This window comes from Vibrio sp. CK2-1, from assembly GCF_021726515.1.
Lineage (GTDB): Bacteria > Pseudomonadota > Gammaproteobacteria > Enterobacterales > Vibrionaceae > Vibrio.
In genome coordinates, this window is record NZ_JAKKCJ010000007.1 from 1 (window position 1) to 26965 (window position 26965).

General features: G+C 40.3%; 19 protein-coding genes, 1 rRNA gene, 1 pseudogene and 1 riboswitch. Of the genes and pseudogenes, 9 read left to right on the top strand and 12 right to left on the bottom strand.

Annotation, left to right across the window (positions count from 1 at the left end; all coding sequences use genetic code 11):
• Window positions 1-120, bottom strand: a 16S ribosomal RNA gene (locus tag L3V25_RS14690); the annotation flags it as partial.
• Window positions 121-740: 620 nt separating this feature from the next.
• On the opposite strand from L3V25_RS14690, the gene L3V25_RS14695 reads away from it, so the two are divergent.
• The gene (locus L3V25_RS14695) at window positions 741-1199 is read left to right on the top strand and encodes an RNA-binding protein (RefSeq protein WP_027695124.1); all 459 of its coding nucleotides are present in this window, start codon (window positions 741-743) and stop codon (window positions 1197-1199) included.
• Here the strand turns inward: L3V25_RS14695 and murI are convergent.
• Both murI and L3V25_RS14705 read right to left on the bottom strand, forming a co-directional pair.
• A complete protein-coding gene (murI, locus tag L3V25_RS14700) occupies window positions 1162-1977 on the bottom strand; it encodes a glutamate racemase (protein ID WP_237296236.1) in 816 nt (271 codons plus the stop codon). The genes L3V25_RS14695 and murI overlap by 38 nt on opposite strands.
• Window positions 1978-2100: 123 nt before the next feature.
• Window positions 2101-3936: a TonB-dependent receptor gene (locus tag L3V25_RS14705; RefSeq protein WP_237296237.1), complete on the bottom strand. Its 1836-nt coding sequence runs from the start codon at window positions 3934-3936 to the stop codon at window positions 2101-2103.
• 36 nt (window positions 3937-3972) lie between these two features.
• Window positions 3973-4201: riboswitch (cobalamin riboswitch) on the bottom strand.
• Window positions 4202-4367: 166 nt separating this feature from the next.
• Here L3V25_RS14705 and trmA point away from each other — a divergent pair.
• Entirely contained in the window at window positions 4368-5480 is a 1113-nt protein-coding gene (gene trmA / locus L3V25_RS14710; protein WP_237296238.1) for a tRNA (uridine(54)-C5)-methyltransferase TrmA, read from the top strand.
• A 350-nt stretch (window positions 5481-5830) separates the two neighbouring features.
• On the opposite strand, the pseudogene L3V25_RS14715 reads toward trmA, so the two are convergent.
• A pseudogene (locus L3V25_RS14715) lies at window positions 5831-6164 on the bottom strand (transposase); the annotation flags it as partial.
• 239 nt (window positions 6165-6403) lie between these two features.
• Here L3V25_RS14715 and L3V25_RS14720 point away from each other — a divergent pair.
• The 6 genes from L3V25_RS14720 (at window position 6404) to fbpC (ending at window position 14595) form a co-directional block, all read left to right on the top strand.
• A complete protein-coding gene (locus tag L3V25_RS14720) occupies window positions 6404-7030 on the top strand; it encodes a response regulator (RefSeq protein WP_237296239.1) in 627 nt (208 codons plus the stop codon).
• A gap of 24 nt (window positions 7031-7054) precedes the next feature.
• Entirely contained in the window at window positions 7055-8671 is a 1617-nt protein-coding gene (locus L3V25_RS14725) for an MASE1 domain-containing protein (RefSeq protein WP_237296240.1), read from the top strand.
• A gap of 87 nt (window positions 8672-8758) precedes the next feature.
• Window positions 8759-10066: an MFS transporter family glucose-6-phosphate receptor UhpC gene (uhpC, locus tag L3V25_RS14730; RefSeq protein WP_237296241.1), complete on the top strand. Its 1308-nt coding sequence runs from the start codon at window positions 8759-8761 to the stop codon at window positions 10064-10066.
• A 132-nt stretch (window positions 10067-10198) separates the two neighbouring features.
• On the top strand, window positions 10199-11233 hold the full coding sequence (locus L3V25_RS14735) for an ABC transporter substrate-binding protein (RefSeq protein ID WP_237296242.1): 1035 nt from the start codon (window positions 10199-10201) through the stop codon (window positions 11231-11233).
• 173 nt (window positions 11234-11406) lie between these two features.
• A complete protein-coding gene (locus L3V25_RS14740; RefSeq protein WP_237296243.1) occupies window positions 11407-13503 on the top strand; it encodes an iron ABC transporter permease in 2097 nt (698 codons plus the stop codon).
• Between the two features lie 18 nt (window positions 13504-13521).
• Window positions 13522-14595, top strand: coding sequence for a ferric ABC transporter ATP-binding protein (gene fbpC, locus L3V25_RS14745; RefSeq protein ID WP_237296244.1), 1074 nt, complete (start codon window positions 13522-13524; stop codon window positions 14593-14595).
• Window positions 14596-14836: 241 nt separating this feature from the next.
• Here the strand turns inward: fbpC and L3V25_RS14750 are convergent, their stop codons facing one another.
• The 8 genes from L3V25_RS14750 to fabR form a co-directional block, all read right to left on the bottom strand.
• Window positions 14837-15568, bottom strand: coding sequence for a SprT family zinc-dependent metalloprotease (locus L3V25_RS14750; RefSeq protein WP_237296245.1), 732 nt, complete (start codon window positions 15566-15568; stop codon window positions 14837-14839).
• Entirely contained in the window at window positions 15568-18708 is a 3141-nt protein-coding gene (locus L3V25_RS14755; RefSeq protein WP_237296246.1) for an HsdR family type I site-specific deoxyribonuclease, read from the bottom strand. Before L3V25_RS14755 ends, L3V25_RS14750 begins: the two co-directional genes overlap by 1 nt.
• A gap of 162 nt (window positions 18709-18870) precedes the next feature.
• Window positions 18871-20205 (bottom strand): ATP-binding protein, encoded by a 1335-nt coding sequence (locus tag L3V25_RS14760; RefSeq protein WP_237296247.1) that lies wholly within the window; start codon window positions 20203-20205, stop codon window positions 18871-18873.
• A gap of 9 nt (window positions 20206-20214) precedes the next feature.
• Window positions 20215-20340: a hypothetical protein gene (locus L3V25_RS16530; RefSeq protein WP_267135504.1), complete on the bottom strand. Its 126-nt coding sequence runs from the start codon at window positions 20338-20340 to the stop codon at window positions 20215-20217.
• On the bottom strand, window positions 20330-21685 hold the full coding sequence (locus L3V25_RS14765; RefSeq protein WP_237296248.1) for a restriction endonuclease subunit S: 1356 nt from the start codon (window positions 21683-21685) through the stop codon (window positions 20330-20332). Before L3V25_RS14765 ends, L3V25_RS16530 begins: the two co-directional genes overlap by 11 nt.
• Window positions 21682-24159: a type I restriction-modification system subunit M gene (locus tag L3V25_RS14770; protein WP_237296249.1), complete on the bottom strand. Its 2478-nt coding sequence runs from the start codon at window positions 24157-24159 to the stop codon at window positions 21682-21684. The genes L3V25_RS14765 and L3V25_RS14770 overlap by 4 nt, the downstream gene beginning before the upstream one ends.
• 31 nt (window positions 24160-24190) lie before the next feature.
• Window positions 24191-24430, bottom strand: coding sequence for a transcription factor (locus L3V25_RS14775; RefSeq protein WP_237296250.1), 240 nt, complete (start codon window positions 24428-24430; stop codon window positions 24191-24193).
• A gap of 269 nt (window positions 24431-24699) precedes the next feature.
• Window positions 24700-25314 carry an HTH-type transcriptional repressor FabR gene (fabR, locus tag L3V25_RS14780; RefSeq protein WP_237296251.1) on the bottom strand — a complete coding sequence of 205 codons (615 nt, stop codon included), beginning with the start codon at window positions 25312-25314 and terminating at the stop codon, window positions 24700-24702.
• A gap of 241 nt (window positions 25315-25555) precedes the next feature.
• Here fabR and sthA point away from each other — a divergent pair, with 241 nt between their 5' ends.
• Entirely contained in the window at window positions 25556-26956 is a 1401-nt protein-coding gene (gene sthA / locus L3V25_RS14785; RefSeq protein WP_237296252.1) for a Si-specific NAD(P)(+) transhydrogenase, read from the top strand.
• Window positions 26957-26965 lie beyond the last annotated feature (9 nt).

The window sequence follows — 26965 nt, forward strand, 5'->3', positions numbered from 1 at the left end:
TTACTCACCCGTCCGCCGCTCGACGCCGAAGTAGCAAGCTACTTCTCGTTTCCGCTCGACTTGCATGTGTTAGGCCTGCCGCCAGCGTTCAATCTGAGCCATGATCAAACTCTTCAATTAAAGTTTTGTTGGTCTTTCGACCGGCTCAATTAATACTGACTTCAAAACTATTCTTCATAAAAGAAGAAGTAACTTTAAAGCTATTATCTTTCCAACAGAAAGATAATGAATTGACTGTGCCAAGATTAATTACTTAATCTTGATTGGTCACTCAGTTCATTGATAAATCTTTTTGATTATCATCAACGAGTGCCCACACAGATTGATAGGTTTAAATTGTTAAAGAGCGTTGTTCTTATTGAAAGCGCTTAGCGCGCCTCGTTGAACAGGGCGGCCATTCTAGCTCAATAAACCATTGTGTCAAACACTTTTTTAAATTTATTTTCGCTTGCCTTTAAAAGGCTTGAGCCGCTTTACCAACAAGGTCTGCATTGCTGCTTACTCCGTGTCAGTGAGGGCGCATTATAGGGAGTTATTTTAGGTTGGCAAGCGCTTTTTTAAATTTAATTTTTGATTGCTTATTTTTAAATCAAACCAAGGTTTTGTGATTATAATTTAAACATTTTGAGCGGTATCACAGCAATAAGTTGGTAAATGTCGGCTATTAAACGTAAGATCTATGTGTCTACTTTATATAGACGTATTCTTATTTCCTTTTATTCAACTAGTAGTATGCAGATATGAACTCAAAAAAATCGACCATATTGGTCATCGCTCTTGCAGTACTTGGCACCGTTATCTTTTCCCTAACTAATGTAATCCCAGCTTGGGGAAGCTTTTTAATTGGTGTTGTCGCTACCTTCTTTATTACGTCTAACTCTTCTTCGTCAACGCAATCTCAAAGCTCATCTGATAAAGCTTCAACTCAAACGCTTTATGTAGGTAACCTTCCTTATAAAGCCAATGAGTCTAACGTTCGTCAGCTTTTCTCTGAATACGGTGAAGTTTTTGCTGTTCGCTTAATGAAAGATAAGAGAACTGGTAAACGTCGTGGTTTTGGTTTTGTTGTAGTAGCAGAATCAGATACGGATAGCGTGATTTCTTCACTGAACGAAAAAGATTATATGCAACGTACTTTAAAAGTTCGTGTTGCTAATGATCCTAAGCATCCTGAAACTGGAGAATCTCAACAGGACTAAAACCAAAGTGTTCCAGCCCTTTATTCAGTGCCGCGCCATCCCATGGTGCGGCACTGCTGTATATGGAGTAGTGATTTTTCTTCGATTGGCTATGCTTTTGTGACTCGACCTGTAATACCGCCCCGACTCTCATCGCAATGGCTTCACCTGAATCAATCAATGTGACCCTTGCACCAAACACTTGCTGAATTTCAGATCTTAATAACGGAAAGTGAGTACAACCAAGTACTGCTACATCTATCTTATTGATTAGTGGCAGTAAGGTTTCTTGCAATTCATCTAAATCGACCGTTTTCCCTCTGAGCTTTTCTTCTGCCATCATCACCAAACGCGTCGAACCTAATAGTTTTACCTCAACGCCGGATGAAAATTGCGAGATTAGGTCATGCGTATAAGGACGCTTTACGGTTGCAGGTGTCGCGATCAAGCCAATCGCCTGTTTTGATATTGCGGCTGCAGGTTTAATGGCAGGAACCACGCCAACAACCGGAATATTCAATGCTTGTCTCAAGTGAGGTAAAACAATTGTACTAGCGGTATTGCAAGCGATCACCACGATATCAATACTTTGCTTAGTAACGATATTAGCAACCAATTTAACCACACGCTCAATGAGAACTTGTTCTGGAAGCTCTCCGTATGGGTAAGCCTCGTTATCAAAGAGATATAGATAATCCAGCTGAGGGTATCGTGCTTGGATCTGCTGATAGACTGAAAGTCCACCGACACCAGAATCGAAGATTAATACTTTTGGAATAGAATTAGCTGAATGATCCACAACACTTACTCATGATAAACGGTACTGGTTGCATGATACTCTGCTAACTAAATGGATGGAAATAAAACACAGAGGAAGATAAAAATGCCCTCGAAGAATAGAGGGCACTTAGATTGCATAATGTTAGAATTGGTAAGCTATCGAACCATAGAATGAACGCTCTGGTTCGATATAGTTATCGATAACTTCGTAGTCTTCATCAAACAAGTTGCTTACACGCGCAGAAATCACCCAATCAGGTGTGAGATCGTAGCTAGCCGCTAAGTCAACGAGGCTAAACCCATTCAACTTTGCACCATTTGTATCGTAGCTATGACCTTGATATCGATATGAAACATTGGTTTGCCAATAATCACCTTGGTAACCTACTTGCCATTTATACTGCTGGCGAGCAATACGAGCAGCATCTTCTCCGGTATTCTTATCTTCTGGTTTTAAATATTGCAAAGAGATTTGATGATATAACGGTCCTGTATCAAAGCTACCAACCCATTCAACGCCTTTAATCTTCATATCTGCATTATCTAGGTTCTGGCCAATGTAGTTACCATCAAGAATAATTCTATTATCGATATCATTATAAAATGCAGCCAAACGCCAACTTAAGAAACTATGCTCCCCTTCCAAAGCAATTTCGTAATTAGTTGACTCTTCAGGCTCTAAATCAGGGTTTGCAGATGGGAAGCCCATAAAGTCAGGATAATAAAGGTCATTAAAAGTCGGCACTTTGAAGCCCGTTCCCACATTACCAGCCAGACGAAATTGCTCAGTAAACTGCCAGCCTGCACCTAATTGCCATGTGGTTTTATTACCAAATTGCTCATTATCATCATAACGAAGGCTCCCCTCTAATTGAAGAATCTCACCATTATGAGCTAGATTGACATAACCAGCATGGTTATATCGTTCTGTTTCCTTATAATTCGTATCAGAATCACCTACATCATCATTGGTATATTCATAACCAAAACCCAAGCTGTCTAAAGTGGTAAACAACCAATTACTACGCCAATTAACTTCATCACGATGCGTTGTAATAGAGCTTGGGTAGGATGATTGAGTCACCCGCTCATCTTGACTATAACCATAAGCAAAGCTAGATGTAAAAACATCAGTGCTATAAATTGCTTGACCATTAATTGAATAATTTTCGATCTGGTTTCTATCGTTATAGAAATTACCGACAGCAAAGGTATCATCATATTCTGTTAAGCCATTATGGTAATAACCATTCATCCTGAGAATCCAGTTATCATCCAGAGATACCCCCCAATCAGCAATGATATTGGTATTCTCATAACTATCTTTATCATTATCTGCACCATCATAAATGTCATAATTGTCAGAATATTGATATTGCGTAGTGACATTAACCCAGGATTTAGAGCTTGGAACCATTGCTATTGACCCAACATAACTTTGGTAGCCATTAGAGCCACCTGTCGCTTTAACTGAACCGGTTGTTTCCGTATTAGAACTACTGGTTATTATATTAATCACACCAGCCGTAGCATCAGCTCCGTACACAGCAGCACGAGAGCCGCGTAAATATTCGATCTTTTGCACACCCGCAAGTGGCACCTGGCTCATATCAGCATAGCCAGTCGTCGCTCCACCCATTCGCATGCCATTAAAAAGGACCACAACATTGTTACTACCACGAACATAAACTCGTGTATTTGAGCTATCACCGCCATTAGTTGTGATTTGTACGCCTGGAAGCTGACGTAAAACTTCAGTTAAAGTTTGAGCTTGGGTTTTATCAATATCTTGTTTGGTGATTTCGATAACAGGTGTAATTAAGTTTGTAATTGGCTCAGTACGCTTAGTCGCGGTCACCAACATCACATCAGTAGTGGCACTGGCTGTTGACTCTTGCGCTACAGCAAAAGGAGATAAAGAAAGGAAAACGCCACCAGCAAGACTACTGATCGCGGTTGCTAAAACCGTTTTTTTCATTGTTAATAAGTCCTAAAACGCGAGAAACATAATGAGCAATTGCTCTGAATCACTGGCAGGTATTCGGACTTAAAGCTCGACAGTATTCCTTACTATCACCTACTCCTTTCAACTTCCCACCTCATTAAGGTAGTGTCTGGCTATTCACCCAAAAGTTTCGTTCTTCTTACCGCTGCGCGTCAGTTCTGGATTTACACCAAATTCCCTTTTCAGCCATCACTATTCGTATATGAATAGGATAGACACCAGCTGATTGCATCCTAAAGTGCTAAGATCTTGATGTCTACTGATAGTTAACGGCAGGCGATGTTTTTCTTAACTTCATTCAAAAAATCAATATATCGACATCAGCTCAACACAAAACTGGACATCTGGTTCTCGATGGATAAAATCTGCGCTCCTTGTTCACGGTTTCAAATAAAAGGCTTCTTATGGCAACTCATACTAGCGACACCACCAGCTACGCTCAACAACTCGACCAAAAGTTGCTGCGCCTAGGCGACATGTTTGGTGAATTTACTACGCCAGAAATTGAAGTATTTGAATCCCCTGAACAATATTATCGTATGCGGGCGGAATTTCGCGTATGGCACGAAGGCGAAGACATGTACTACATCATGTTTGACCAAGCGACTCGCCAAAAATATCGTGTTGACCATTTCCCAACCGCAAGTCGATTGATTAATGACTTAATGCCGTTACTCATGGATGCCATGAAAGATAATGCGATATTAAGAACCAAATTATTCCAAGTAGACTTTCTGTCGACCTTAAGCGGTGAGATTTTAGTGTCGCTACTCTACCATCGCCAACTGAATGACGAATGGCAACAAGAGGCGCGTGCGCTTAAACAAAGACTCAATGAAGAAGGCTTCAACTTAGATCTCATTGGTCGCGCCCGTAAAATGAAAATTGTCATGGATCGTGACTACGTAGTAGAAAAGCTGCACGTGAATGGCAAGCCTTACATTTATCAGCAAGTTGAAAATAGCTTTACCCAACCAAACGGCATTGTGGCGCAAAAAATGTTGGAATGGGCGGTCGACTGTACTCAAGACAGCCAAGGGGATTTACTGGAGCTTTACTGCGGTAACGGCAACTTCTCACTGGCTTTAGCACAGAACTTTGAACGTGTACTGGCAACTGAACTGGCTAAGCCATCGGTCGATTCAGCGCAATATAATATTAAAGCCAATAATATCGATAATGTGCAAATCATTCGTATGTCAGCAGAAGACTTTACCGATGCAATGGAAGGCAAACGAGAGTTTCGTCGCTTAAAAGACAATGGTATTGATTTAACCAGCTACAACTGCAACACCATTTTTGTCGATCCACCACGTTCAGGTATGGATGAAGGAACATGTAAAATGGTACAAGGTTATGAGCGCATTATGTATATCTCTTGTAACCCAGAAACCTTGAAAGACAACTTAGAGATTCTAGCGCAAACTCATAACATTACTCGCTTTGCCCTGTTTGATCAGTTTCCATTCACTCACCATATGGAGGCGGGTGTGTTTTTAGAAAGTAAAAACAAATAGTTAACCCAAAAACTCACATCAAAACTCGATCTGGGTACGGCTCCGGGTACGGATAGATTTAAAAACAGTAATCTTACATCTACTATGAAATAATTAATTTCTTCTGTCTGATAATGATTACAGCTAGTGCTTTGCTGTACAGCATTATCGAGACGATAAAAGCAAACCGGTTGATACTTTTTGGTTTATGAAGGTGTGCTGGTAAAGTAAGTTTATGACTTCAATTCACATCTTCTTCGGAATTTTGCATAAAATGTCCCAAAGGATTATGGGGTGCTTAAAAAGCAACTCTCAGTCACTTTTAGTATAATGATGTTGGTTGCTTTAACAGTTCAGGGTTGAATTCGGGACCCACTATTATATTGATGGCGACTAGTTTTGCCTGAGGACGCTGGAACTGGACTAACACCACACAACGCTACAAAGCTTGATTCAGATCATAGGCACTCAGAGTTGTCGCCTAGAGTAATTAATAATTGTAGCAATTATTTTATCCCAATCAGCGATTTCATCATGAAGCTCGACGTATCTTCTAGCTAGTGACTTTAGAGTTATCTTATAGGTGGTGGTGATGTCTTTATAATTAGTTAAATCGGGGCGTGTTGATGCTAATGTGCGAACCAAATTCATCCTTGTCATATGTCTTAAGGTGTCTCGCAGTTCTTCCGGCGCAGAAACAATGCTTGCTCTGATCCAAGAACAAAATTTCTGCTTGGTGTCTGTTTAAGTTCAGTGACAGCATAGTCGAGTTAATTTAATCCAAATCCATTAATTTTCACTTAGCCTCTAATATTTAGCATTTAATAGATGCCGATTATATTGACGTCCTGTATTTTACATTTAAATTTTATGGATATGAACAATCCATGATAAGGGTTGATAGGACAAAAATTTATTCGTGCTTGTTAAGGAGGATTGGTGTTTTGATTACAATAGCATTGATTGATGATCACATCATGGTTCGGTCTGGCTTTGCACAGCTTTTATCTTTAGAAGAAGATATTGTTGTTCATAGTGAGTATGATAACGCTCGTGATGCTTACCGTGTGCTTTCTGTATCTTCAATTGATGTTGCTGTCATTGATATTTCTATGCCAGATGAAAGTGGTTTAGTGTTACTGGAAAGGCTTCGGAAAGTTAACCCCCATTTTAAAGCTATTGTCCTTTCTATTTATGATTCAGCTTCTTTTGTCAGTAAAGCTTTAGAAGCTGGGGCGAGTGGGTATTTATCGAAACGATGTGGGCCGAATGAGTTGGTTAAAGCCATTAGGATAGTCGCAAGTGGCAATCGATATTTATGTGCTGATGCTTTAGTTAATCTTAGTAACGCTTCTGGTATTCCTTCCGTTCTTGAATCTTTAACAAAGCGTGAACGAGAGGTGTTTGAATATATCATTCAGGGAAAAGATACCAAAGAAATCGGTTCCCAGTTATCAATAAGCCATAAGACAATTCATGTACACAGAGCGAACATACTCAATAAGCTTGGGCTATCCAATAATGTTGATTTGATTCGTTTTGCGATTACGCATCATTTGCTGGTTGATTAAATTTTTCGAGTGTTCATGATGTTGATGTCTACTTCTAATAAAAAAAACTCACCAGTCACGTCGCCCATTCCATCTTATTTCACTTATGCATTTTCATGTGTTTTGTATTCCATATGTTGGTTTTGTTTATGGAACATCAGCCGATATATCACATCAGATTTTTTATTAGCAGGCTTGCTCTTGCCTACGGGGTTAAAGCTGGCAATGCTTACCTTATCCCCTCGACGTTTATGGCTGGGGATGACGATATGTGAAATGCTCTTGATTGGCTCCGTGGGGTATCTATTAGAAATCAGCGGACATGAATATGTTCTATTACTTTTCTCTTTGATTGGTTATTGGATTGCCATTTTATTTCAAAGATTTTGGGTGCTTTTAAAGGATTATTGGCAACGATTATTAGCTTTGACTGGATTCACGCTTGCCTATGGAATGATATGTGGATTGAGTATTCTTTTACTGATCAAGCCACTCAACATTGACTTGTATTATGTCGCTGAAGTTACAGTTTCGACGATTACTGGTGGGGTATTGTTAACGCCCTTTTTGTTCTTACTTTATGATTATTTATATCAACAAATTTGGTCCCCACTTTCTCCAAGCCTGATCCATCACGAAGTGACACTGAGACCTTCTGCATTTTTATGGTCTTTATTTTTCTTTAGTTTTGGGCTTATCGCTGAGCTTTTTTTTATTGAAGAGTTTCAACCAATAGTTTTACTCATATTGCTTTTGCCTAATATTTTTATGGCTTACAAATATGGTTGGCAAGGTGGGGTGCTAGCCAGTGTCATAAACAGTATTTTGCTGACGACGGGAAGACAAGTTATAGGTTCATTTGAAAGCGACATGGAACTACAAAGCTTTATTACAACTCAAGCTTTAGTCGGTTTAGGGTTGGGGATTGCTATTAGTCGACAATACTTATTATCGCAACGCTTAGTCGCAACAAATAACAAGTTAGAGAATGAGTTGGCAAGTAAGAAACAACTGGCTTGCCAATTGGTCACGGTAGAAGAGCAAATTAGAAAATCAGTCTCTCGTGAGCTCCATGATGAGATTGGACAAAATATAACGGCGATTCAAATTCAATCTATGCTTGCAGGACGCTTGGCTAAAGATGAAAAAGAGCAGCATATTGCAGAGACGATCAATCAGTTAGCGATGCGTATACACCTTTCCACTCGGCAATTATTAACTCAGCTTCGCCCTCAAGTATTAGATGAATTAGGGTTAAAAAATGCTATTCATCAATTAGTTCATGAAATGAGTTTTTCTGATCGGTATATCGAATGCCAGTTCAACATTGATCCCTACACAGATAAGCTCGATGAGATCACCTCTGTAACGGTTTACCGTATTGTTCAAGAGCTCTTAAATAATGTGAGTAAGCATGCGGATGCCTCAAAGCTCCAATTGACGATCTTTTCAGAGAGTATGTTGCATCTTGAATTATACGATAACGGCCTTGGGTTACCCCGTGGATGGAAATCAAAAGGACAAGGGCTGCTTGGTATCGAAGAAAGGATCCATGCATTAGGAGGAGAATTGACGATAGATTCTGCTAGTGAAAGTACGCCCAAAGGTACTCGTATAATTGTTAACTTGCCCACAAAAACATTCAAAAAACAATCAATCTAAGAAAATTTCCTAGTCATTTATAACTTTGTCTCATTCATTTCTTGTAACAACCTACTATCATTTTTTTATCTAAACGAGAGTGTTGATATGGCGTTTTTTAGTGTAACCCCAGTAGCGTCCAAGGTTGAGGCATCCAAGGTAGACGAGACTTATCAATACTGGCGCGTACACCTAATGCTCTCAATGTATTTAGGTTATGGCATATTTTATTTTACGCGTAAAAGTCTCAATTTTGCTATGCCAGCGATGCTAGAAGATCTGGGGTTAGCGCATTCAGATTTTGGGTTATTAGGAACACTTTTTTATATCACTTATGGCCTTTCCAAGTTTGTATCGGGGATTGTGAGCGATCAATCTAAACCGAGTTACTTTATGGGATTGGGGTTGATTGCAACAGGGATCATTAATGTCTTATTTGGTCTGAGCTCTTCGTTGATGGCCTTTGTGATGCTTTGGACATTAAACGCTTTTTTTCAAGGTTGGGGATGGCCTCCTTGTGCAAAGTTATTGACCAGTTGGTATTCAAGAAGTGAGAGGGGATTTTGGTGGTCCCTTTGGAATACATGCCAGAATGTGAGTGGGGCATTAATCCCAATTAGTATTGGCTTTATTGCTGTTACTTATGGTTGGCGATATGGATTTATTGTGCCGGGAATAGGCGCAATGGTTGTCGGGCTCTATTTATGTTTTCGCATTAAAGATAAACCTATCACGCTTGGGCTTCCACCTGTTGGAGAGTGGAGAAAAGATACCTTAGAGCAGCATCAAGAAGCTGAAGGAAAGGGGTTGCACTTTTCTGAGATTTTAAAAGTTTATGTCTTGGGCAACAAATATATTTGGTTACTGTGTGGTTCCTATTTATTGGTGTATATCGTTCGGATTGCTATCAATGATTGGGGGAACTTATATCTCACTGAGAGACACCATTATGATTTGTTTTCTGCTAATACCGCGGTGGCGATGTTCGAGGTCGGGGGCTTTTTAGGATCTTTATTTGGTGGATGGGGCTCTGATCGGTTTTTTCGAGGAAATCGAGCGCCAATGAATTTAATTTTCTCATTGGGTATTTTTATTTCGGTCATGGCCCTTTGGTTGACACCCATAGATAATTTAGTGGTTTTATCATCTTGTTTTTTTTGTATTGGTTTTTTTATTTTTGGACCTCAGATGATGATTGGAATGGCGGCTGCAGAATGCTCTCATAAAGATGCTGCGGGTTCGGCAACAGGATTTGTTGGCATATTTGGATATATTGGCGCTGCTTTGGCGAGTTATCCATTATCCATGATTATTGAACAATTTAGCTGGGAAGGTTTCTTTGGAGTGATCTCTATATCTTCGGCATTGATTGGATTATTGATTTTACCTTTTTTAAAAGCTCAACAACGAAATTAATTTTAAATTAACTATTCATTTTTTCGTTGTTTTATCTATTTCTATATTAGTAATAAAAAATCGCAGTAATGTGAAAATACGCAACGTACCCTACAAAGACGTTGTGTAATAAATATAAAAAGAGGAAATAACATGAAAAAAGGACTACGTCTAAAATTACTCGCTAGCTGTATTCTAGGTGCTACATTCGCGGCTCCCCAAGCTTTGGCTGAAGGAAGATTGGTGGTTTATTGTAGTGCCACTAATGCTATGTGTGAAGCGGAAACCAAAGCCTTTTCGGATAAATATGATGTGAAAACATCGTTTGTTCGAAATGGCTCAGGAAGCACCTTAGCTAAAATTGAAGCAGAGAAAAATAACCCACGTGCTGACGTATGGTATGGCGGGACACTCGATCCACAATCTCAAGCAGGGGAAATGGATTTATTGCAACCTTATAAGTCGCCTCAACTTGAGTTTGTAATGGATAACTTTAAAGACCCAGCAAAGCGTAAAGGTAATTACTCTTCGGCTGTTTATATGGGGATCCTTGGGTTTGGTGTGAATACTAAACGCCTTGAAGAAAAAGGTGTGCCAATCCCTCGTTGTTGGAGTGATTTGGTCAAACCTGAATATAAAGGGGAGATTCAAATTGCAGATCCACAAAGTTCTGGTACTGCATATACCGCACTAGCAACGTTTATTCAATTGTGGGGTGAAGACAAGGCTTTTGAGTTCTTTAAATCTTTAGATAAAAATATCTCACAATACACAAAATCAGGCGTAACCCCATCACGTAATGCGGCTAGAGGTGAAATTGCTATTGGAGTGGGCTTCTTACATGACTACTCATTGGAGCAATCAAAAGGTGCACCATTAGAATTAATATCTCCTTGTGAAGGGACCGGTTATGAAATTGGTGGCGTGAGCATTATTAAAGGTGCTCGAAATATCGATAATGCAAAACTATTTGTCGATTGGGTAATGTCGAAAGAAGGACAGGAGCTGGCTTGGAAGAAAGGGAAATCATTCCAAATTTTGACCAATACTCAAGCTGAGCAATCTCCTAATGCATTAGACCCTACAAAATTAAAATTAATTAATTACGATATGGATACATATGGTTCATCCGATGAACGTAAGCGATTAATTAATAAGTGGGTCGATGTAGTGAAAATGGGAGAATAAATTTCTGATTGCTTTTTTGGGGTATGAATCGTTTCTATGAGATTTATACCCTAATCTCCTAATTAAATTTAAATGACGTCTTTTAAGTTGAGGCTTAAGAGCGGTTTCACACACCCCAAATTTAGGTATGTGGTAATTATTTAAATTGTTTACTTATTGTTTTGGTGCAAAAGATGAATGAATTAATAGCAGATAAACAACGAAGGGAAAATGATGACATAAAAAGAGTCGATCCTATTTTTTATTGGATCTTCACATTGTTATGTGCATTTGTATTATTACCTTCCTTCTCTTTAGATTACGGTCTATTTGAATCGACATCCGATGAGTTCTATGAAGCTATGGGATGGAGTGGGTACAACATTTCATGGTGGTGGTTTTTATTGCCTACGGTGTTATTGATAAGACCAATTTTACCAAAAAATAAACGTGCTAAATCTCGACATTATTTTGATATTAGTTATTCATCATTATGTATGTTGTTTGTCGTGGTCAGTTCTTTGTATACCCATCAAGGTTTAGGTTATTCGACCATCGCACTTTTCATTGCACTAAGCGCAGTAATGACATTAGCTTTTTCTCGTTTAGAGTTTCTAGGTGGAGATAGTTTTGTTATTGGTGCCTTGATCACGATAATTTTATTAATTTCTGTTTTTATTATTTTTCCAAGTTTAGCTATTTTTGTTCCGATGTTTAAAGATGACATGGGCAATTTTGTTGCTTGGCAATTTATTGAAATTCTAAGTCGCTCTCAAATCATTCAGATTATCTGGAACTCTGTTTTTCTTGGAGTCTCGGTTGGGATCGGGGCCACTTTCTTTGGTTTGATTTTTGCAATTTATACCACTCGAATTGCAATACGTTCCGCTTTTATTGCACGTATCTTCTCAATATTACCGATTGTTACTCCTCCATTTGTTGTCGGGCTTGGCGTGACTTTAATGCTAGGTCGTTCTGGTTATATTACTGAAATAATGGCGGATTGGTTTGGCCTTGAGCAAACCAATTGGTTATATGGATTTACAGGGATTTGGTTAGCCCAAGTACTCGCTTTTGCACCAATGTCATTTATGATTTTGGATGGAGCAATGAAATCTCTTCATCCATCTTTAGAAGAAGCTTCTTACACATTACGTGCTAATCGATATCAAACATTTTTTAAGATCGTAATGCCACTATTAAAGCCTGCTTTAGCTAATAGTTTCTTAATTATTTTTGTTCAATCTTTAGCTGACTTTAGTAATCCATTAGTTCTTGGTGGTAGTTTCGATGTGTTGGCCACTCAGATCTATTTCTACATTGCGGGAGCTCAGTTAGATTACGCCTCTGCCAGTACTCTTGGTAGTGTTTTGCTTCTCTTTTCATTAGCTATTTTTGTTATTCAATATTTATGGATAGGTAAGCGTTCTTACGTGACGATTTCAGGAAAATCGTATCGTGGTGATGTTCAAGCTTTACCAACCTTATTAAAGCATACGGTATCGGGTCTACTGTATTTTTGGATGGCATTTAACATCTTGCTTTATGGCAGCATTATCTTTGGTAGCTTTACGGTCAATTGGGGGGTTGATTACAGCCTAACATTGAAAAACTATATCCATCTCTTTGGGATGGGAATGAGTGAAGGTGCTTGGCCATCTTTGATCACGACAATGATTTATGCAGGTGTTGCCGCACCACTCACTGCCTTTTTTGGTCTACTTATCGCTTATATTGTGGTACGCCAGCAGTTTTATGGAAAGAAAGTTATTGAGTTTTCGACCATGCTTTGTTTTGCCGTACCGGGAACGGTGGCGGGGGTATCCTACATACTTGCTTTTAATGATGCCCCTATTTATTTAACAGGGACGGCGGCTATTGTCGTGATTTCAATGGTTATGCGTAATGTACCAGTCGGGATCCGCGCAGGAATTGCAGGCCTTGGCCAATTAGACAAATCATTAGATGAGGCTTCATTAAGCTTAAGAGCAAACTCATTTAAAACGATTAAAAATATTCTGCTACCGCTATTGAGACCAGCCATCCTTTCTACGCTGATCTATAGCTTCGTAAGAGCGATGACGACAGTAAGTGCCATTATTTTCTTAGTGACACCGGAAACTCGGGTTGCTACCTCATATATCTTAAACCGAGTGGAAGATGGTGAATATGGGGTAGCTATTGCTTACGGGACAATTTTGATTGTGGTCATGCTGTCCATCATTTTGATATTTGATTATATGGTTGGGGAAGCTCGAATTTCCCGTTCAAAAGCTAAGAACCAAGAATAAGAGATTGGAGATATAAATATGGAAAATGAAAACTTTGTCGTTCTTAAGAATATCTGCAAGCGCTTTGGAGATAAAACGGTCATTGGCAATTTGGATCTGGAAATTAAAAAAGGAAGTTTAGTGACTCTACTAGGGCCTTCTGGATGTGGTAAAACCACTGTACTTCGTTTAGTCGCAGGATTAGAAAAACCTACCAGTGGCCAGATTTATATTGATGGCGAAGATGTTACCAGTACCTCAATACAACAGCGTGATATTTGTATGGTGTTTCAATCTTACGCTTTATTTCCTCACCTATCTTTACATGACAATGTGGGATATGGCCTAAAAATGATTGGGTTAGGAAAAGATGAAATTAAGCAACGTGTTGATGAGGCATTAAAGTTAGTCGATCTGGAAGGATTCGGTGAACGATATGTTGATCAGATATCAGGTGGTCAACAACAGCGTGTCGCATTAGCCAGAGCTTTAGTATTAAAACCAAAAGTACTGCTGTTTGATGAGCCTTTAAGTAATTTGGATGCAAATTTGCGTCGAAGTATGAGAGAAACTATTAGAGAATTACAACAACGATTTAATATTACCTCGTTATATGTCACTCACGATCAATCTGAGGCATTTGCTGTTTCAGATACTGTCATTGTGATGAAAGATGGTGAAATTATGCAAGCGGGCTCACCGACAGATCTCTATAAACATCCTACATCTATGTTTATGGCAAACTTTATGGGGGAAGCGAATATCTTTGATGGGGAATATGATGGTCAAGATCTCATCATTAATGGTTATAAAATTCCAGCAGATGATGAAACGACGTTGAGCTTTCCCGCTGGTCAGTACCAAATTGGAGTTCGGCCCGAGGCTATTTTATTAAGTACTGAAGGTGAAGCGTGTCAGCAATGTCAAATTGATAATATTGCCTATATGGGGTCTATGTATGAAATTGTTGTAAAGTGGCACGATAAGGAATTGCTATTACAGTTAAATTCATCTCAATTTGATCCTGAAAGCGTGGATCATTTATATTTAAGTATTAATCCTGTAGGTCTGTTTTTACTTCCACCTAATGTAGAGTCGTTTTCTAAAAAATAACCTGAGAGAAAAAGGCTCATTAGAAATCCCCTTCCCCTAGTTTTCATTAGGGAGGGGGAATCTACTTATTCACAAAATTCGTCTAAGCCTTCTTTTATAGAATCACGTGTTAAATGACTAATATTTGAAATTAAATAATGTAATAGCGCTGACATTCTCTAATCTAGGGTTGGAGCATCATTTTAGTAAGGGGAAAACAAGAGAATGTGAGCATCCCCTTTGTAATGATCGCTTGAATTGGCTAATAACTCCAATCCTCATAGGCCAAAGGTAGACTATTGAGAAGATTTCTACGCTCACGCCAATCAGGCATGTTTTTATCCAGAAGAGCTTTAAAACGCTCGTTATGATGGCGCTCAATCAAGTGAACTAACTCATGCACCAAAATGTATTCCATGCACTCAGGGGGCTTTTTAGCTAGCTCCAAGTTAAGCCATAATCTTTTTGCCTGTATATTGCAGCTCCCCCATTTGGTTTTCATCTTTTTGATACTGACACTATTTGGCTCAACACCTAATTTTTTCTGCCAAACTGGGAGTAACTTATCAATAGATTCCTGCATCCGTTTACGATAAAAACCATTAAGCAACTTAAGTCGATTATCAACACTGGTATTTTCTGTTACTGCTAGCTCTAATTTACTCACACCTTTTACTGTTACTGAATGCTTACTTGATGTATTCACAATACTAAGTCTGTAGCGCTTCCCCCACAGGTAATGACTTTCACCACTTATCATCTCTCGACTTGATTGACGGGCTTGAGCAGCAAAATCGGCCTGTTGTTGCTTTATCCAAGTTAGCTTATTAATAATCGCTAGACGGATAGCCTGCTCGCCAGTGCCGTGCGGTATTGATAATCGTACACGCCCTTGAGGTGGTAACACACTTAAATGCAGGTTTTTAATCGCCTTGCGATTCACCTGAACTTCAATACCAGCAATAGTAATATTTTCACTCGCTATTACCGACATTAATGATATTCCTTCTGAGCTTTCACTCTCTCCATCACATCCACAATATCGACATCGTATCCTTTAATCTCTTCACGAATAGCATTAGCGATTTCTCGCTCTTTAAAACGATCACCTAACCAATCGGCTTTTTTAGTGTAACGGACAGCCGTATCAATTTTGGTAGTAAGTATTTCGTCATTACCAAAGTTGTCATACAAAGATTGCTTTGCGGCGGTATCTACAGAGTCAGGATAGCTAGCACTACGATTACCACCAGGATTTACCACCTTTTTAGCCAACTCCCGGATCTGTTCAAGATACTCTTGATAACTGAGTGCTTTTTCTCGACGTTGCCTAATAATCTCATCTAACAATGATGACATTTGATCGTAATATTTCGGGTTGATTGGATTTTCATCCACAATCGTTTTTCGCACATTGTTCTCAATGGCCTCAGCCATCGCGTCTTCATTCTCACGTAGGTCTTTCGGTAATGAGCCTAACCCTTCACCGTTATTATTCACCACTAAATCAATGAGACCTAATTCCTCAAAGTCCATGAGTAATTCACTATCATCAGCACGAATATACATATCAAGAAGATGGCGCATAGCTGGTTCAAAACGCTTCATTTCCAGCAAGTCGCCACTGGCTAGCTTAACCTCGTCACGTACCTTCTCAAAGTAGATCACTTCTTGTCGGATACTGTTAGCCTTGGTAGGTGAATAACCCGCTTGCTCCATCTCATTAGCCAAATTAGCGTATGCCCTTAACAGCTTAGCCACTGCTTGATACAAGGTTAAACGAAGTGCTTCTTTTTCTGAGCGCTCATCGATATCAGTGGGTTCAACACCCGACTCTCCACAAAAGTAATGAATAAAGTCTTTGGTATCACGCGGCGCTTTTACCGGTTCACATAAGGCACGAACCATTTCCAACGCATTGTCTAAGTCTTCACGGGACTGCACTAAACGATCTTTAAGCAGACCAGCAACATCATCTTGATCATATCCATCAAATGCTTCTGCGGTGTAGTCCTTAATCGCCTTATCTAAAGAACGGAATAAATCCTTATAATCGATAATATAGCCGTATTCTTTGTCTTCACCATCGAGACGATTTACACGACAGATAGCTTGAAATAGATTATGGTCAGCCATGCTTTTATCAATATAAAGGTAGGTTGCCGAAGGGGCATCAAACCCAGTTAGCAGCTTATCAACTACAATAAGCAAGCGCATTTGCCCTGGCTCGTTGATAAATCGCTCTTTTACCAGTCTCTCAAATTCTTCAACTCGTTTGGCTGCATCATCTTCACTTTGTTCAAAGTAATCAGCCAACATTTTTCGGTAAGTATCATACTTAAATAGCTTCTCTGTTAAGCCTTCTCCAGACTCTTCACCTTTAATTGAACCTGCAACTGGCTGATAACTAGTAACAATCGCACATTTACCCGCTAAATCCGTTTTGCTAAATAAATCATAAACAACGCACGCTTGATGCACACTGGCGCACACTAGCATTGCATTACCACGACCATCCATTAACCTTGGTTTTAATTCCATATCCATTAAGATGTCACTAACAATCTGCTCTAAGCGAGATTTACTCGATAGCACCTTTTGCATGGTGCCCCACTTCTGCTTAAGCTGCATTCTCGCTAGATTGGAAATACCTTTGGTTTTTGCTTCAAACCATTGATCGACCTTTTTCTGAGAAGTTAAATGCTGATCGATATCGCGAGCTTCATAGCGTAAATCTAAGACAACACCATCTTCTACCGCTTCATTAAATTTATAGGTATGAATATAAGGACCAAATATCTCTAAGGACTTTTTCTTATCCTTCTTCATTAATGGTGTACCAGTGAAGCCAATAAACATCGCATCAGGTAAAATAGAGGTCATCGCACTATGCAGTTTGCCCGATTGCGTTCTATGGCATTCATCAACAAACACAAATAAGTTTCCTTGGGCAACAAAATCATTCATAACGCTGCTAGATAAAGACTCTATATATTCTTCACTCGCTTCTTCGTTTTCACCTTCACCATTTCGGCCAAACTTATGCACTAACGAACAAATCAACCACGGGTTCGACTCCCCCAAAGTGGTAACTAGATCAAGGCCACTTTTGGTACGATAAATCTTTTCATCTACACCAGAGAAAACGGATTCAATCTGCTCATCTAACTCGGTGCGATCAGTGATAATCAGCACACGAGCGTCCGTTATATTTTCTTTTATCCATTTAGCTAGCCACACCATGGTTAAGCTTTTACCAGAACCTTGGGTATGCCAAATAATCCCACCTTGTTTATTAGTCGAGTGTGATTGGGCGTACTTTTTAGCGGCTTGAATACCAAAGAACTGATTGTGACGGCAGGTTTTTTTAACACCTGCGTCAAACACAATAAAATCATGAATGAGTTGTAAGAAGCGCTTTTTATCGCACAGTTGCGCCAAATGAGTATCTAGAATGGTTTCAGTCACCATATCGGCTGGTGGTAACGCGGTATCACAGCTTGGTTCTTTCCACTCTAGATAGTATTTCTCCGTGGTTTCAATAGTGCCATAACGAATACCTTGCGTATCGTTGCCTGCCATGACCAACTGCATACTAGTGAAGAAGTTACGAATAAAGGCTTTTTTCTGGTTATCTAGATTTTGACGAATACCTTCACTTACCGACACGGAGGAACGTTTAAGCTCTATCACACCCAACGCGATACCATTTACATAGAGAACAATATCTGGTCGTTTTTTATTCTCACCTTTGACTGTCACTTCTTCGGCAATGGCAAAATCATTCGCTTCTATATTTTTCCAATCAATTAGCCATACTGTTTGATTTTGCTCACCAGCACCTTCTTTCTCTTTTACGCCATAGCGCAATAAGCGATAGACTTCCTTATTCGCATCATAAAGCTTTTTACCTTCCCCCAAAGCTGCTGCCATATCTAACTTACGTAATGTACGGGCAATCAATGCTTCAGGTACGCCACGCTTAACTAACCAATCTCTTAACAGCTTAGGTTCAACGTTACGGTTTCCTTCTCGGTATTCCCAATTACCTAAGTAGTCATATCCTAGCTGTTCGCGAAAAAAACGAACCACGCGATCTTGGGTCTTACGCTCTTTTTGGCCTACGGTACTCATCCATTTATTCCTTTCTGTCCAATCCTTACTAATCAGGATGATTTAGAAAACCATCAAGTAACGATCAAGCAAATTAAAAAGATAAAAATCAAAAACTTAAACAAGAAGTGACACATTCAAAGTACGATTAAGCACTAACCCATCAAGCAACGATCAAGCAAATTAACTCCAATGAGGCACATAACGCATCGCTTTGGCCCCTGCTTCAGGATCGTAAGGCTTAACTAGCCCACTACTCACTGCATCTTTAATCACTCGACTCACTGTCGCGCTATTTTTTGTTTCAATACCAAAGCGTTCTCTAAGTGAGGCATTATTCATGTGCTCACGACTTACATAGCGTAAACAGCAATGCTGATAACAAGCACGAATCCGATCTTCTTTATCCATCTCAGTAAACGGCTTATGACCAAATAACACGGTTCGTGTATGCCTTTCTGTGACTTCAAAAATAGGAGCGGGAAGTTGGTACAACTCAGTTTGAGAGATTACTTTATCTATCCCCGTACCACGCTCTTCACAGATATTGATGCGACGCATAAACGAGGCCAACATTTCATTACGGCTTTGTGGTGGTGAATCGATGAAGCGATCCGTATCCACAAGTGGCACCCCCGGATTAGTGATTTCCATGCGAGTATCAAACAATTCAATCATTGGGCCAGTGCCCGTTAACGAGAAGTCTTGGTGAATGATTGCATTAGCCACCAGCTCACGAATCGCCAATTCTGGATACATTGGCACTTCTTTACGAAAGGCTTTGCCGATCTCTTCGTTCGCAGGAAGCAAAGTCTTAATGGTATCAATTAATCCCTCAAAACCTGCGGCATAACCTTTATTACCAACCAGCTCTCTCACGGTTTCAACACGGCTATTACCACGGTAATGAATCAAACGTACGGCTTTGCGACCAATATGCTGAAAACTTTGTAACTTTTTAGCAAACAATATCGCCCCTACATTCGCGATACTCCAATGTCCACTATCTGTTTTATTAATAAGTCTATCCGCTTGCAAGGCAGCCAGAATGCCATCTCGGCCCTCTGGTAATGGTTGTGCGGTTAGTTCAAAGTAGGCAGGGTAATCGAGTAGCTGCAATACTTCTTCAGCACTACTATTCTCTGTGGCGGCTTGCTGCTCAAACGGGACTTTATCAAATACCCGCCATAGCTCTCGCTCTTTCTCTGCGAACTCACGTAGTTTCTTTTTATACGAACCAACACGAATATACTCAGTGCCATCAAACTGCACAGGTGTATGGCTAGCAGCTTGTATTTCGAGAATGACCACGGGCTTTTCATTAGCACTTTCAAATGTATAAAACTGAAAGTGAATTTTGGGAGCGGTTTTTTGTAGTAACCAACTTTCTAATTCTTGTTGCTTATGGCGAGCATTCGCGGGTTTAAAATCCGTACCAATCACTTCTTGAGTATCATCATCCACACCCCATACCATGTAAGCGGATTGCTTACCTAGTAGAGCAGCAGAATTAGCCAAAGCAGAGATCTATTCTCCAATCATAGGCGCATCGGCATTGTTGTGTTTAAACTCCACCCATTCAGTTTCATTTGGCAAATGGCACAACTCACGTAGTAACCCTTGCAGCTGTGCTAGGCTTTGCTCAGTTGGCATTAATTTCTCCCTTTGAATCTGCATCGACCTTATCAAACGGCAGGCGGGTTTTACCCGTTAGTAGCTCTTGCATCATACCTTGTTTGATTTGGCGGGTTTTCGATAAGCGTTGCTGTAGTGCCTGAATTTCCTCGTCCATATCAGAAAGGATAGTGGCAATGGCAGCTTGTTCTTCAGGGTTCTTTGGCAGCAAAATTGGTAATGTCTTTAATAGACCTGCGGTATAACTCAACTGCTTAGTACCTTGACAATACTTTAGTGCTAATTCATTACCGTTATATACATACCAATGAAATAGAAACTCACTGGTAAGCTGTTTATTCGGATAAATAGCCATACAAGACTGGTTCGTTGTTGCAGGTTTTCCAACAATGCCACAAGACCCTCTAGTACCAGCAGCTTCCAATCCTGTAATTGCCATTAAAAATGTCCCCTCTGGATGCACCTTGAGGTGCGATGCTTTAATAGCCTCATTGTTAATCTTTTCTATTGTATCCGTGATCCGCCCGTACTTAAGTTCACCACTTGTTATCCAGAGGTTCGTTCCTTTATAAAAGCTTTTATTTCCTCTAAATGGAGTTCCTCCACTAGAAAGAGATTCAATCACATCATTAATAACATAGACATCCCAATCCTCAGGAATCTCACCCAACTCACTTGTTTTACTACCTTTAACTTGCCCTTGCTTATCACCATCAGTATAAGTCGCAAACTGCGATAAACGGGTTTTACCTGTCAGTAGTTGCTGCATGGCGGCAGTTTTAATATCTTGTTTTTTGGCAATGAGTTTTTCTAACTCGCTCAGTAAGGCATCTACGTCGGACAAGGCATTGGCAATGGCTGTTTGTTCTTTAATATCTTGAGGTAAAACTATTCTAACAGAATAAAAATCACCATGATTTAAATCTGGAATAGTACTTGTACCGGCTTTATCTAAAATTGATTTTTGACAATTGAAAGATCTTAAGTAATAAACTAAAAACAATTTATTAAATTTTTTTCGATCAAAATTTATCTTAAAGAAGTTGTTATGAAAGACACCATCAACATCATGGACAACAATTCCCGTATTACCAGTTCTAGTCATTAAAATATCTGAACGATTACAGCAAACTGATACAGAGTAATCATCAATATATTCGGGCCTCTCCATAGAGCTAAGATATTGAATTGTAATATATATTTTTGATCTTTGGCCGGGGTGGGATTTTCGTTGTTCAATAGGTATTTGTAAGCCTTGATTTACGGTACAAATATCACCAAATGAAAAATCAACCCAATCCTCAGGAATCACTCCAACCTCTGTTTTCTTATATCCTTCAGTTATACATTGCTCTGAACTCATAACGTCCACTCCAAACCCATAGCTTTTAGATGATTTGCAACTTTATCGCTTAAATCATCAACCGATTTAGTCAAGGTTGGCAGTGGTGAGCTGTAGCGCTCTTCCAGTTGTTTAACCCGATTCGCCATTTGCTGGGTTACTCGCTCAATCTCAGCAACAATACTGGCTTGTAGAGTCGCGAGCCATTTATCATCAACGACAAGGGCTTTTACTTCATCAGTATCAAGCTTTGAATATTGCTTAAACACCAATAAATCTAAAGCTTCTTGGGCGTCTTTTACGGCTTTTTTAGCGGCGGCATCAGCATTAAATAGCTTGATGGCTTGCTTGAGGGCGGTGAGTTCTTCGCTATCGGTAGCCACTTTAGCTCTTGCCGTTACGCTGGCTTTGTTGATTTTGTCTTTATCATTAACGGCTTCAACTAATAAACCATCCTCTGCACTCTGTTCTTCAAGGTAGCTTTCAAGCGCTTGGCTGGCAGCATCTTGCTTAGCTTGTAGATCATCAATCGCTTGTTGCTTATCGGCAAAGTAACGCGCCACGATTAAACTTGGTGGGATAAGCTCAGCTTTGTATTTCTTTTTAGCAATCACTAAATCGGGTGTTTCTTTTAGCTTCTCACCTTTAACGGCCACCAGCTCACGCAGTACTGTGCCAGCTTGCCAATCATCTTGTACCAGCACATAGACATCATCTTGTAAGGTATCTGCCCAGTAATCCATTAAGATTTGGTAAATGTCGTATTTACTCAATAAGTCACTGTTAGAGTAAGCCGTTAGCAGTTGCTCAGAGATATCGAAGATCAGCTCTTTAGGGCTGTCACCCAGTTTGATTTCTTTCAGCTGTATCTGCTTACTCCATTCTGTAAACGGCAATAAGCTACGAGTTGCGAACTCTTTAAACTCGGGGTGAGCGAGAATACTGCTTTTGACTTTACTTGCTTCAACTAAACAGTGGCTATAGCCTTCACGCGCCACTTGTCCTTGTTTTGTACCGAATAAGGTCGCACGTATACTTGGAAACACTTGCCAAAAATGCTCAAGCGCATCGATATCTTTATTTGGAATACCGCCTTGCAAGTGAGCACTTAGATCATGTAAATCTTCAGGTTCACTTGAATCGATATAACGGGGAATGTTGAGGTTGTAATCATTTTTAGCGATTTCATCAATTTTAACTAAGCGACTAAAGCGCTCTAGCTCTAAGCCTTTGTTAAATACATCCACAATTTTGTGAATATCTTGGCTACGTAGTCGGTTTTTATTGCCGTCTTTCATAAAGCCTTTGCTGGCATCGACCATAAAGATAGAACGACCCTGCATTTTGCACTCACCGCTTTCATCAATAGAGGTTACGGCTTTTTGCGCATGCTCTTTATCCAGCACAATAATACAAGCAGGAATCCCCGTACCGTAGAACAGGTTCGCAGGTAAGCCAATAATGCCTTTTATATAGCCTTGTTTAATCAAGTTCTCACGAATATCCGCTTCGGCATTACCACGGAATAACACCCCATGCGGCAAGATAACCGCCCCTTTACCCGTACTTTTTAAACTAGCAAGGATATGCAGCAAGAAGGTGTAATCACCATTTTTTTCTGGTGGTGTGCCCCACACAAAACGCTTAAACAGATCATCTTTTGGGTTTAAGCCGCTGGTCCAGTTTTTATTTGAAAACGGTGGATTAGCAACAGAAAAATCAAAAGCCTTCAATTTATCCGCAGCATCTTTCCATTGTGGCTCAGCTAACGTGTTACCTTTCCAAATCTTAGCCGTCGCGTTATTGTGCAGAATCATGTTCATGCGTGCTAATGCGCTGGTGGCGTAATCCATCTCTTGACCAAAAATAGATAAGCCACGCGGTGCTTCATCACTGGCTTTTAATAATAATGAGCCTGAACCACAGGTAGGGTCATATACTGTCGCATCTTGTGGCGTGTCTTTGGTGATCCCCACCACTTTAGCCAAAATTCGTGACACTTCTGAAGGGGTATAAAATTGACCTTTAGATTTACCGGACTCGGTTGCAAAGTGGCGCATTAAATACTCATAAGCATCACCAAGCAGATCATCACCATCAGCACGGTTATCTGACAAATCTAAGCCTTGAAAAATACCCACCAGCTTAGTCAGGCGGTCAACCATTTCCTTACCTTTGCCAAGCTTATCTTCATCATTAAAGTCAGCTACGTCGATTACGCCTTTTAAGTCGTTTTCTTCCGCAAGCGCTGAGATGATTTTATTTATTTTGTCGCCGATTTCTTTATCATTTTTAAGCGTAATCAAATCATCAAAGCTCGCCCCTGTAGGCACGACTATCATTCCGTAAGGGTCGCCTTTGTATTTGTCTGATACGTACTTCATAAACAGCATGGTTAATACGTAATCTTTGTATTGACTGGCATCCATACCACCACGCAACTCGTCACAACTAGCCCAAAGGGATGAATAGAGTTCTGTTTTTTTAATTGCCATGTTTGTAAAACCTTAAATAGAAGACGGGCAGTTATAGCTCAGCGGTATTTAAACCAGCGGCTTTTAGACGTGTCGTTAGATTGCGCATTTTGGAAAATTCAGTACCGAAACTACTCTTTAAGCCTACGCCTTCGCAGAATTCCTTCGCAGTGATGCCTTTCAGGTCATCGGCATACTTAATCATTTGCAGGTGCATCTCAGCAGTGTATTGATTACGGGGAGCATCATTTAAGGCTTGCTTGATACTATCGAATATAGATTGATCGGTCATATTAGTACGCCTTTTACATACAGTCAGGTGGTTTTAGCTAATTTATATAAATTATCTAAGCCGGGTATTGAAGGCAAGTACTATTTAAGAATACTAACGGATATGGGCGCATAAGCCACTACAGCGATACAGAGCTTTAATTTTCTGATGTATTTAGACAAAAATAACCCCCAATGCTGGTTGTCAAACTATTGGGGGTCACTTCATATTCAGCGGCTTATTTCGTTTCCCTTCTCTTATTTTCGTGGAAAGGGAAAGGCTTTTAATGATTAATCGTTCTTCTTAATTGAGCCTTTCATCAAAGTACTACCCTTCGCCAGCATTCTTAACTGCAGAATCATACGCTCTGCCAGAGCATCACGAGCATCTTCTTCTAGATCAAGCGCTTCTGCACCTGAGGTAAAGACAATCATTACTGAGGCTTCCGCTTGAATAGCCGCCACTTCTCGCGCCATTCCTGCACCGACTAAATACTCAGTTAATTCTGCGCCAAAATGTTGGATCTCACGTGCCACCGCGGCACGGAATTCAGCCGACGTCCCCGAACGTTCACGCAATAACAAACGAAACACGTTAGGACTTTGTTCAATAAACTCCATAAAGGTTTGCACCGATGTACGGATTAAGCTGCCTTCCGCGACAATACGTTGGCGAGCCTGACGCATTAATTGCCTTAATAACAACCCGCCTTCATCCACCATCACCAAACCGAGTTCATCCATATCTTTAAAGTGACGGTAAAAAGAGGTTGGTGCAATCCCCGCCTCACGAGACACTTCTCGTAGACTTAAGTTTGAAAAGCCGCGATCAGCGCTAAGTTGCCCAAAAGCGGCATCAATTAATGAGCGGCGTGTTTTTTCTTTTTGTTGAGCTCGAATACCCATTATGCTTTCTCGTTGATCACCATGTGGCTAATATACCGATAAATGCATCTATCGCCTATCTTCGCTCAATAAATTATTCAACAGCAGGCTATTTTTCTCTCTCAGCATCAATCTATGTGATCGTGGCGACTGTCTTTCACCTCAATCATTTACCCAATAATTTAATGCGTTACTATCTTAGCCCTACCGAATATCAATTTCGGTATGCGTTTGAGGATTTCACACAATATCAAGGGAAAGCATGATGAATTCAACACACTTTGATGTCATTGTCATTGGTAGTGGCCCTGGCGGTGAAGGTGCCGCAATGGGGTTGGCAAAAGCAGGACTTAACGTTGCAATAATTGAAAAAGAAAGTAGCGTTGGTGGCGGTTGTACTCACTGGGGAACCATTCCGTCTAAAGCCCTCCGTCATGCCGTAAGCCGCATTATTGAATTCAATAGCAACCCACTTTTCTGTAAAAACAACACTAGCTTAACAGCTTCGTTTTCCGACATTCTCAACCACGCCAAAAGTGTCACTGATAAACAAACTCGCTTGCGCCAAGGGTTTTATGATCGCAACGCTTGCACCCTGTTATTTGGCAGCGCCAAGTTTACTGGCCCAAACAATGTGTCGGTTGCACAATCCGATGGCACATTTGAAGAATATACTGCTGATAAATTTGTGATTGCTACCGGCTCTCGCCCATATCAGCCTGAAGATGTCGATTTTACCCATGAACGCATCTACAACAGCGACACGATTTTAAGCCTCAAGCATGATCCTAGACACATCATCATTTACGGTGCAGGGGTAATCGGTTGTGAATATGCGTCTATTTTCCGTGGTCTAGGGGTAAAAACAGACTTAATTAATACTCGAGATCGCTTACTGGCTTTCCTCGATAACGAAACGTCCGATGCCCTTTCCTACCATTTCTGGAACAGTGGTGTCGTGATCCGCAACGATGAAACCTACCATAAAGTAGAAGGCACCGATGACGGCGTGATCGTGCACCTTGAATCAGGCAAGAAAATGAAAGCCGATTGCCTACTCTACGCCAATGGCCGAACTGGTAATACCGACAAGCTCGATTTAGAACAAGTGGGATTAACGCCAGACTCACGTGGACAGCTTTCGGTTAACAAGCATTATCAAACTGAAGTTGACCATGTTTATGCAGTAGGCGATGTAATTGGCTACCCTAGTCTTGCTAGCGCGGCGTATGACCAAGGGCGCTTTGTTGCTCAAGCGATTGCGAAAGGCAAAGCTGATGGATTCTTAATTGATGATATTCCAACCGGCATTTACACCATTCCAGAAATCAGTTCGGTTGGTAAAACAGAACAAGAGCTCACCGCCTCAAAAGTCCCTTATGAAGTAGGACGTGCGTCATTTAAACATTTAGCGCGCGCGCAGATTGCCGGTAAAGATATTGGTAGTCTGAAAATCTTATTCCACCGAGAAACCAAACAAATCTTAGGCATTCACTGCTTTGGAGAGCGCGCTGCGGAAATCATCCATATCGGACAGGCCATTATGGAACAAAAAGGCCCGGCCAATACCATTGAATACTTCGTCAACACTACGTTTAACTACCCAACCATGGCGGAAGCTTATCGGGTAGCAGCGCTCAATGGGCTGAATCGTTTATTCTGAAAGCCACAC

Coding starts and splice junctions, on each gene's coding strand:
- L3V25_RS14725 (WP_237296240.1), top strand. CDS start 7,055: ATGTCTACTTCTAATAAAAAAAACTCACCAGTCACGTCGCCCATTCCA.
- fbpC (WP_237296244.1), top strand. CDS start 13,522: ATGGAAAATGAAAACTTTGTCGTTCTTAAGAATATCTGCAAGCGCTTT.
- trmA (WP_237296238.1), top strand. CDS start 4,368: ATGGCAACTCATACTAGCGACACCACCAGCTACGCTCAACAACTCGAC.
- L3V25_RS14740 (WP_237296243.1), top strand. CDS start 11,407: ATGAATGAATTAATAGCAGATAAACAACGAAGGGAAAATGATGACATA.
- L3V25_RS14755 (WP_237296246.1), bottom strand. CDS start 18,708: ATGAGTACCGTAGGCCAAAAAGAGCGTAAGACCCAAGATCGCGTGGTT.
- L3V25_RS14750 (WP_237296245.1), bottom strand. CDS start 15,568: ATGTCGGTAATAGCGAGTGAAAATATTACTATTGCTGGTATTGAAGTT.
- L3V25_RS14775 (WP_237296250.1), bottom strand. CDS start 24,430: ATGACCGATCAATCTATATTCGATAGTATCAAGCAAGCCTTAAATGAT.
- sthA (WP_237296252.1), top strand. CDS start 25,556: ATGATGAATTCAACACACTTTGATGTCATTGTCATTGGTAGTGGCCCT.
- L3V25_RS14770 (WP_237296249.1), bottom strand. CDS start 24,159: ATGGCAATTAAAAAAACAGAACTCTATTCATCCCTTTGGGCTAGTTGT.
- L3V25_RS14765 (WP_237296248.1), bottom strand. CDS start 21,685: ATGAGTTCAGAGCAATGTATAACTGAAGGATATAAGAAAACAGAGGTT.
- L3V25_RS16530 (WP_267135504.1), bottom strand. CDS start 20,340: ATGCCAACTGAGCAAAGCCTAGCACAGCTGCAAGGGTTACTACGTGAG.
- uhpC (WP_237296241.1), top strand. CDS start 8,759: ATGGCGTTTTTTAGTGTAACCCCAGTAGCGTCCAAGGTTGAGGCATCC.
- L3V25_RS14705 (WP_237296237.1), bottom strand. CDS start 3,936: ATGAAAAAAACGGTTTTAGCAACCGCGATCAGTAGTCTTGCTGGTGGC.
- L3V25_RS14695 (WP_027695124.1), top strand. CDS start 741: ATGAACTCAAAAAAATCGACCATATTGGTCATCGCTCTTGCAGTACTT.
- L3V25_RS14735 (WP_237296242.1), top strand. CDS start 10,199: ATGAAAAAAGGACTACGTCTAAAATTACTCGCTAGCTGTATTCTAGGT.
- fabR (WP_237296251.1), bottom strand. CDS start 25,314: ATGGGTATTCGAGCTCAACAAAAAGAAAAAACACGCCGCTCATTAATT.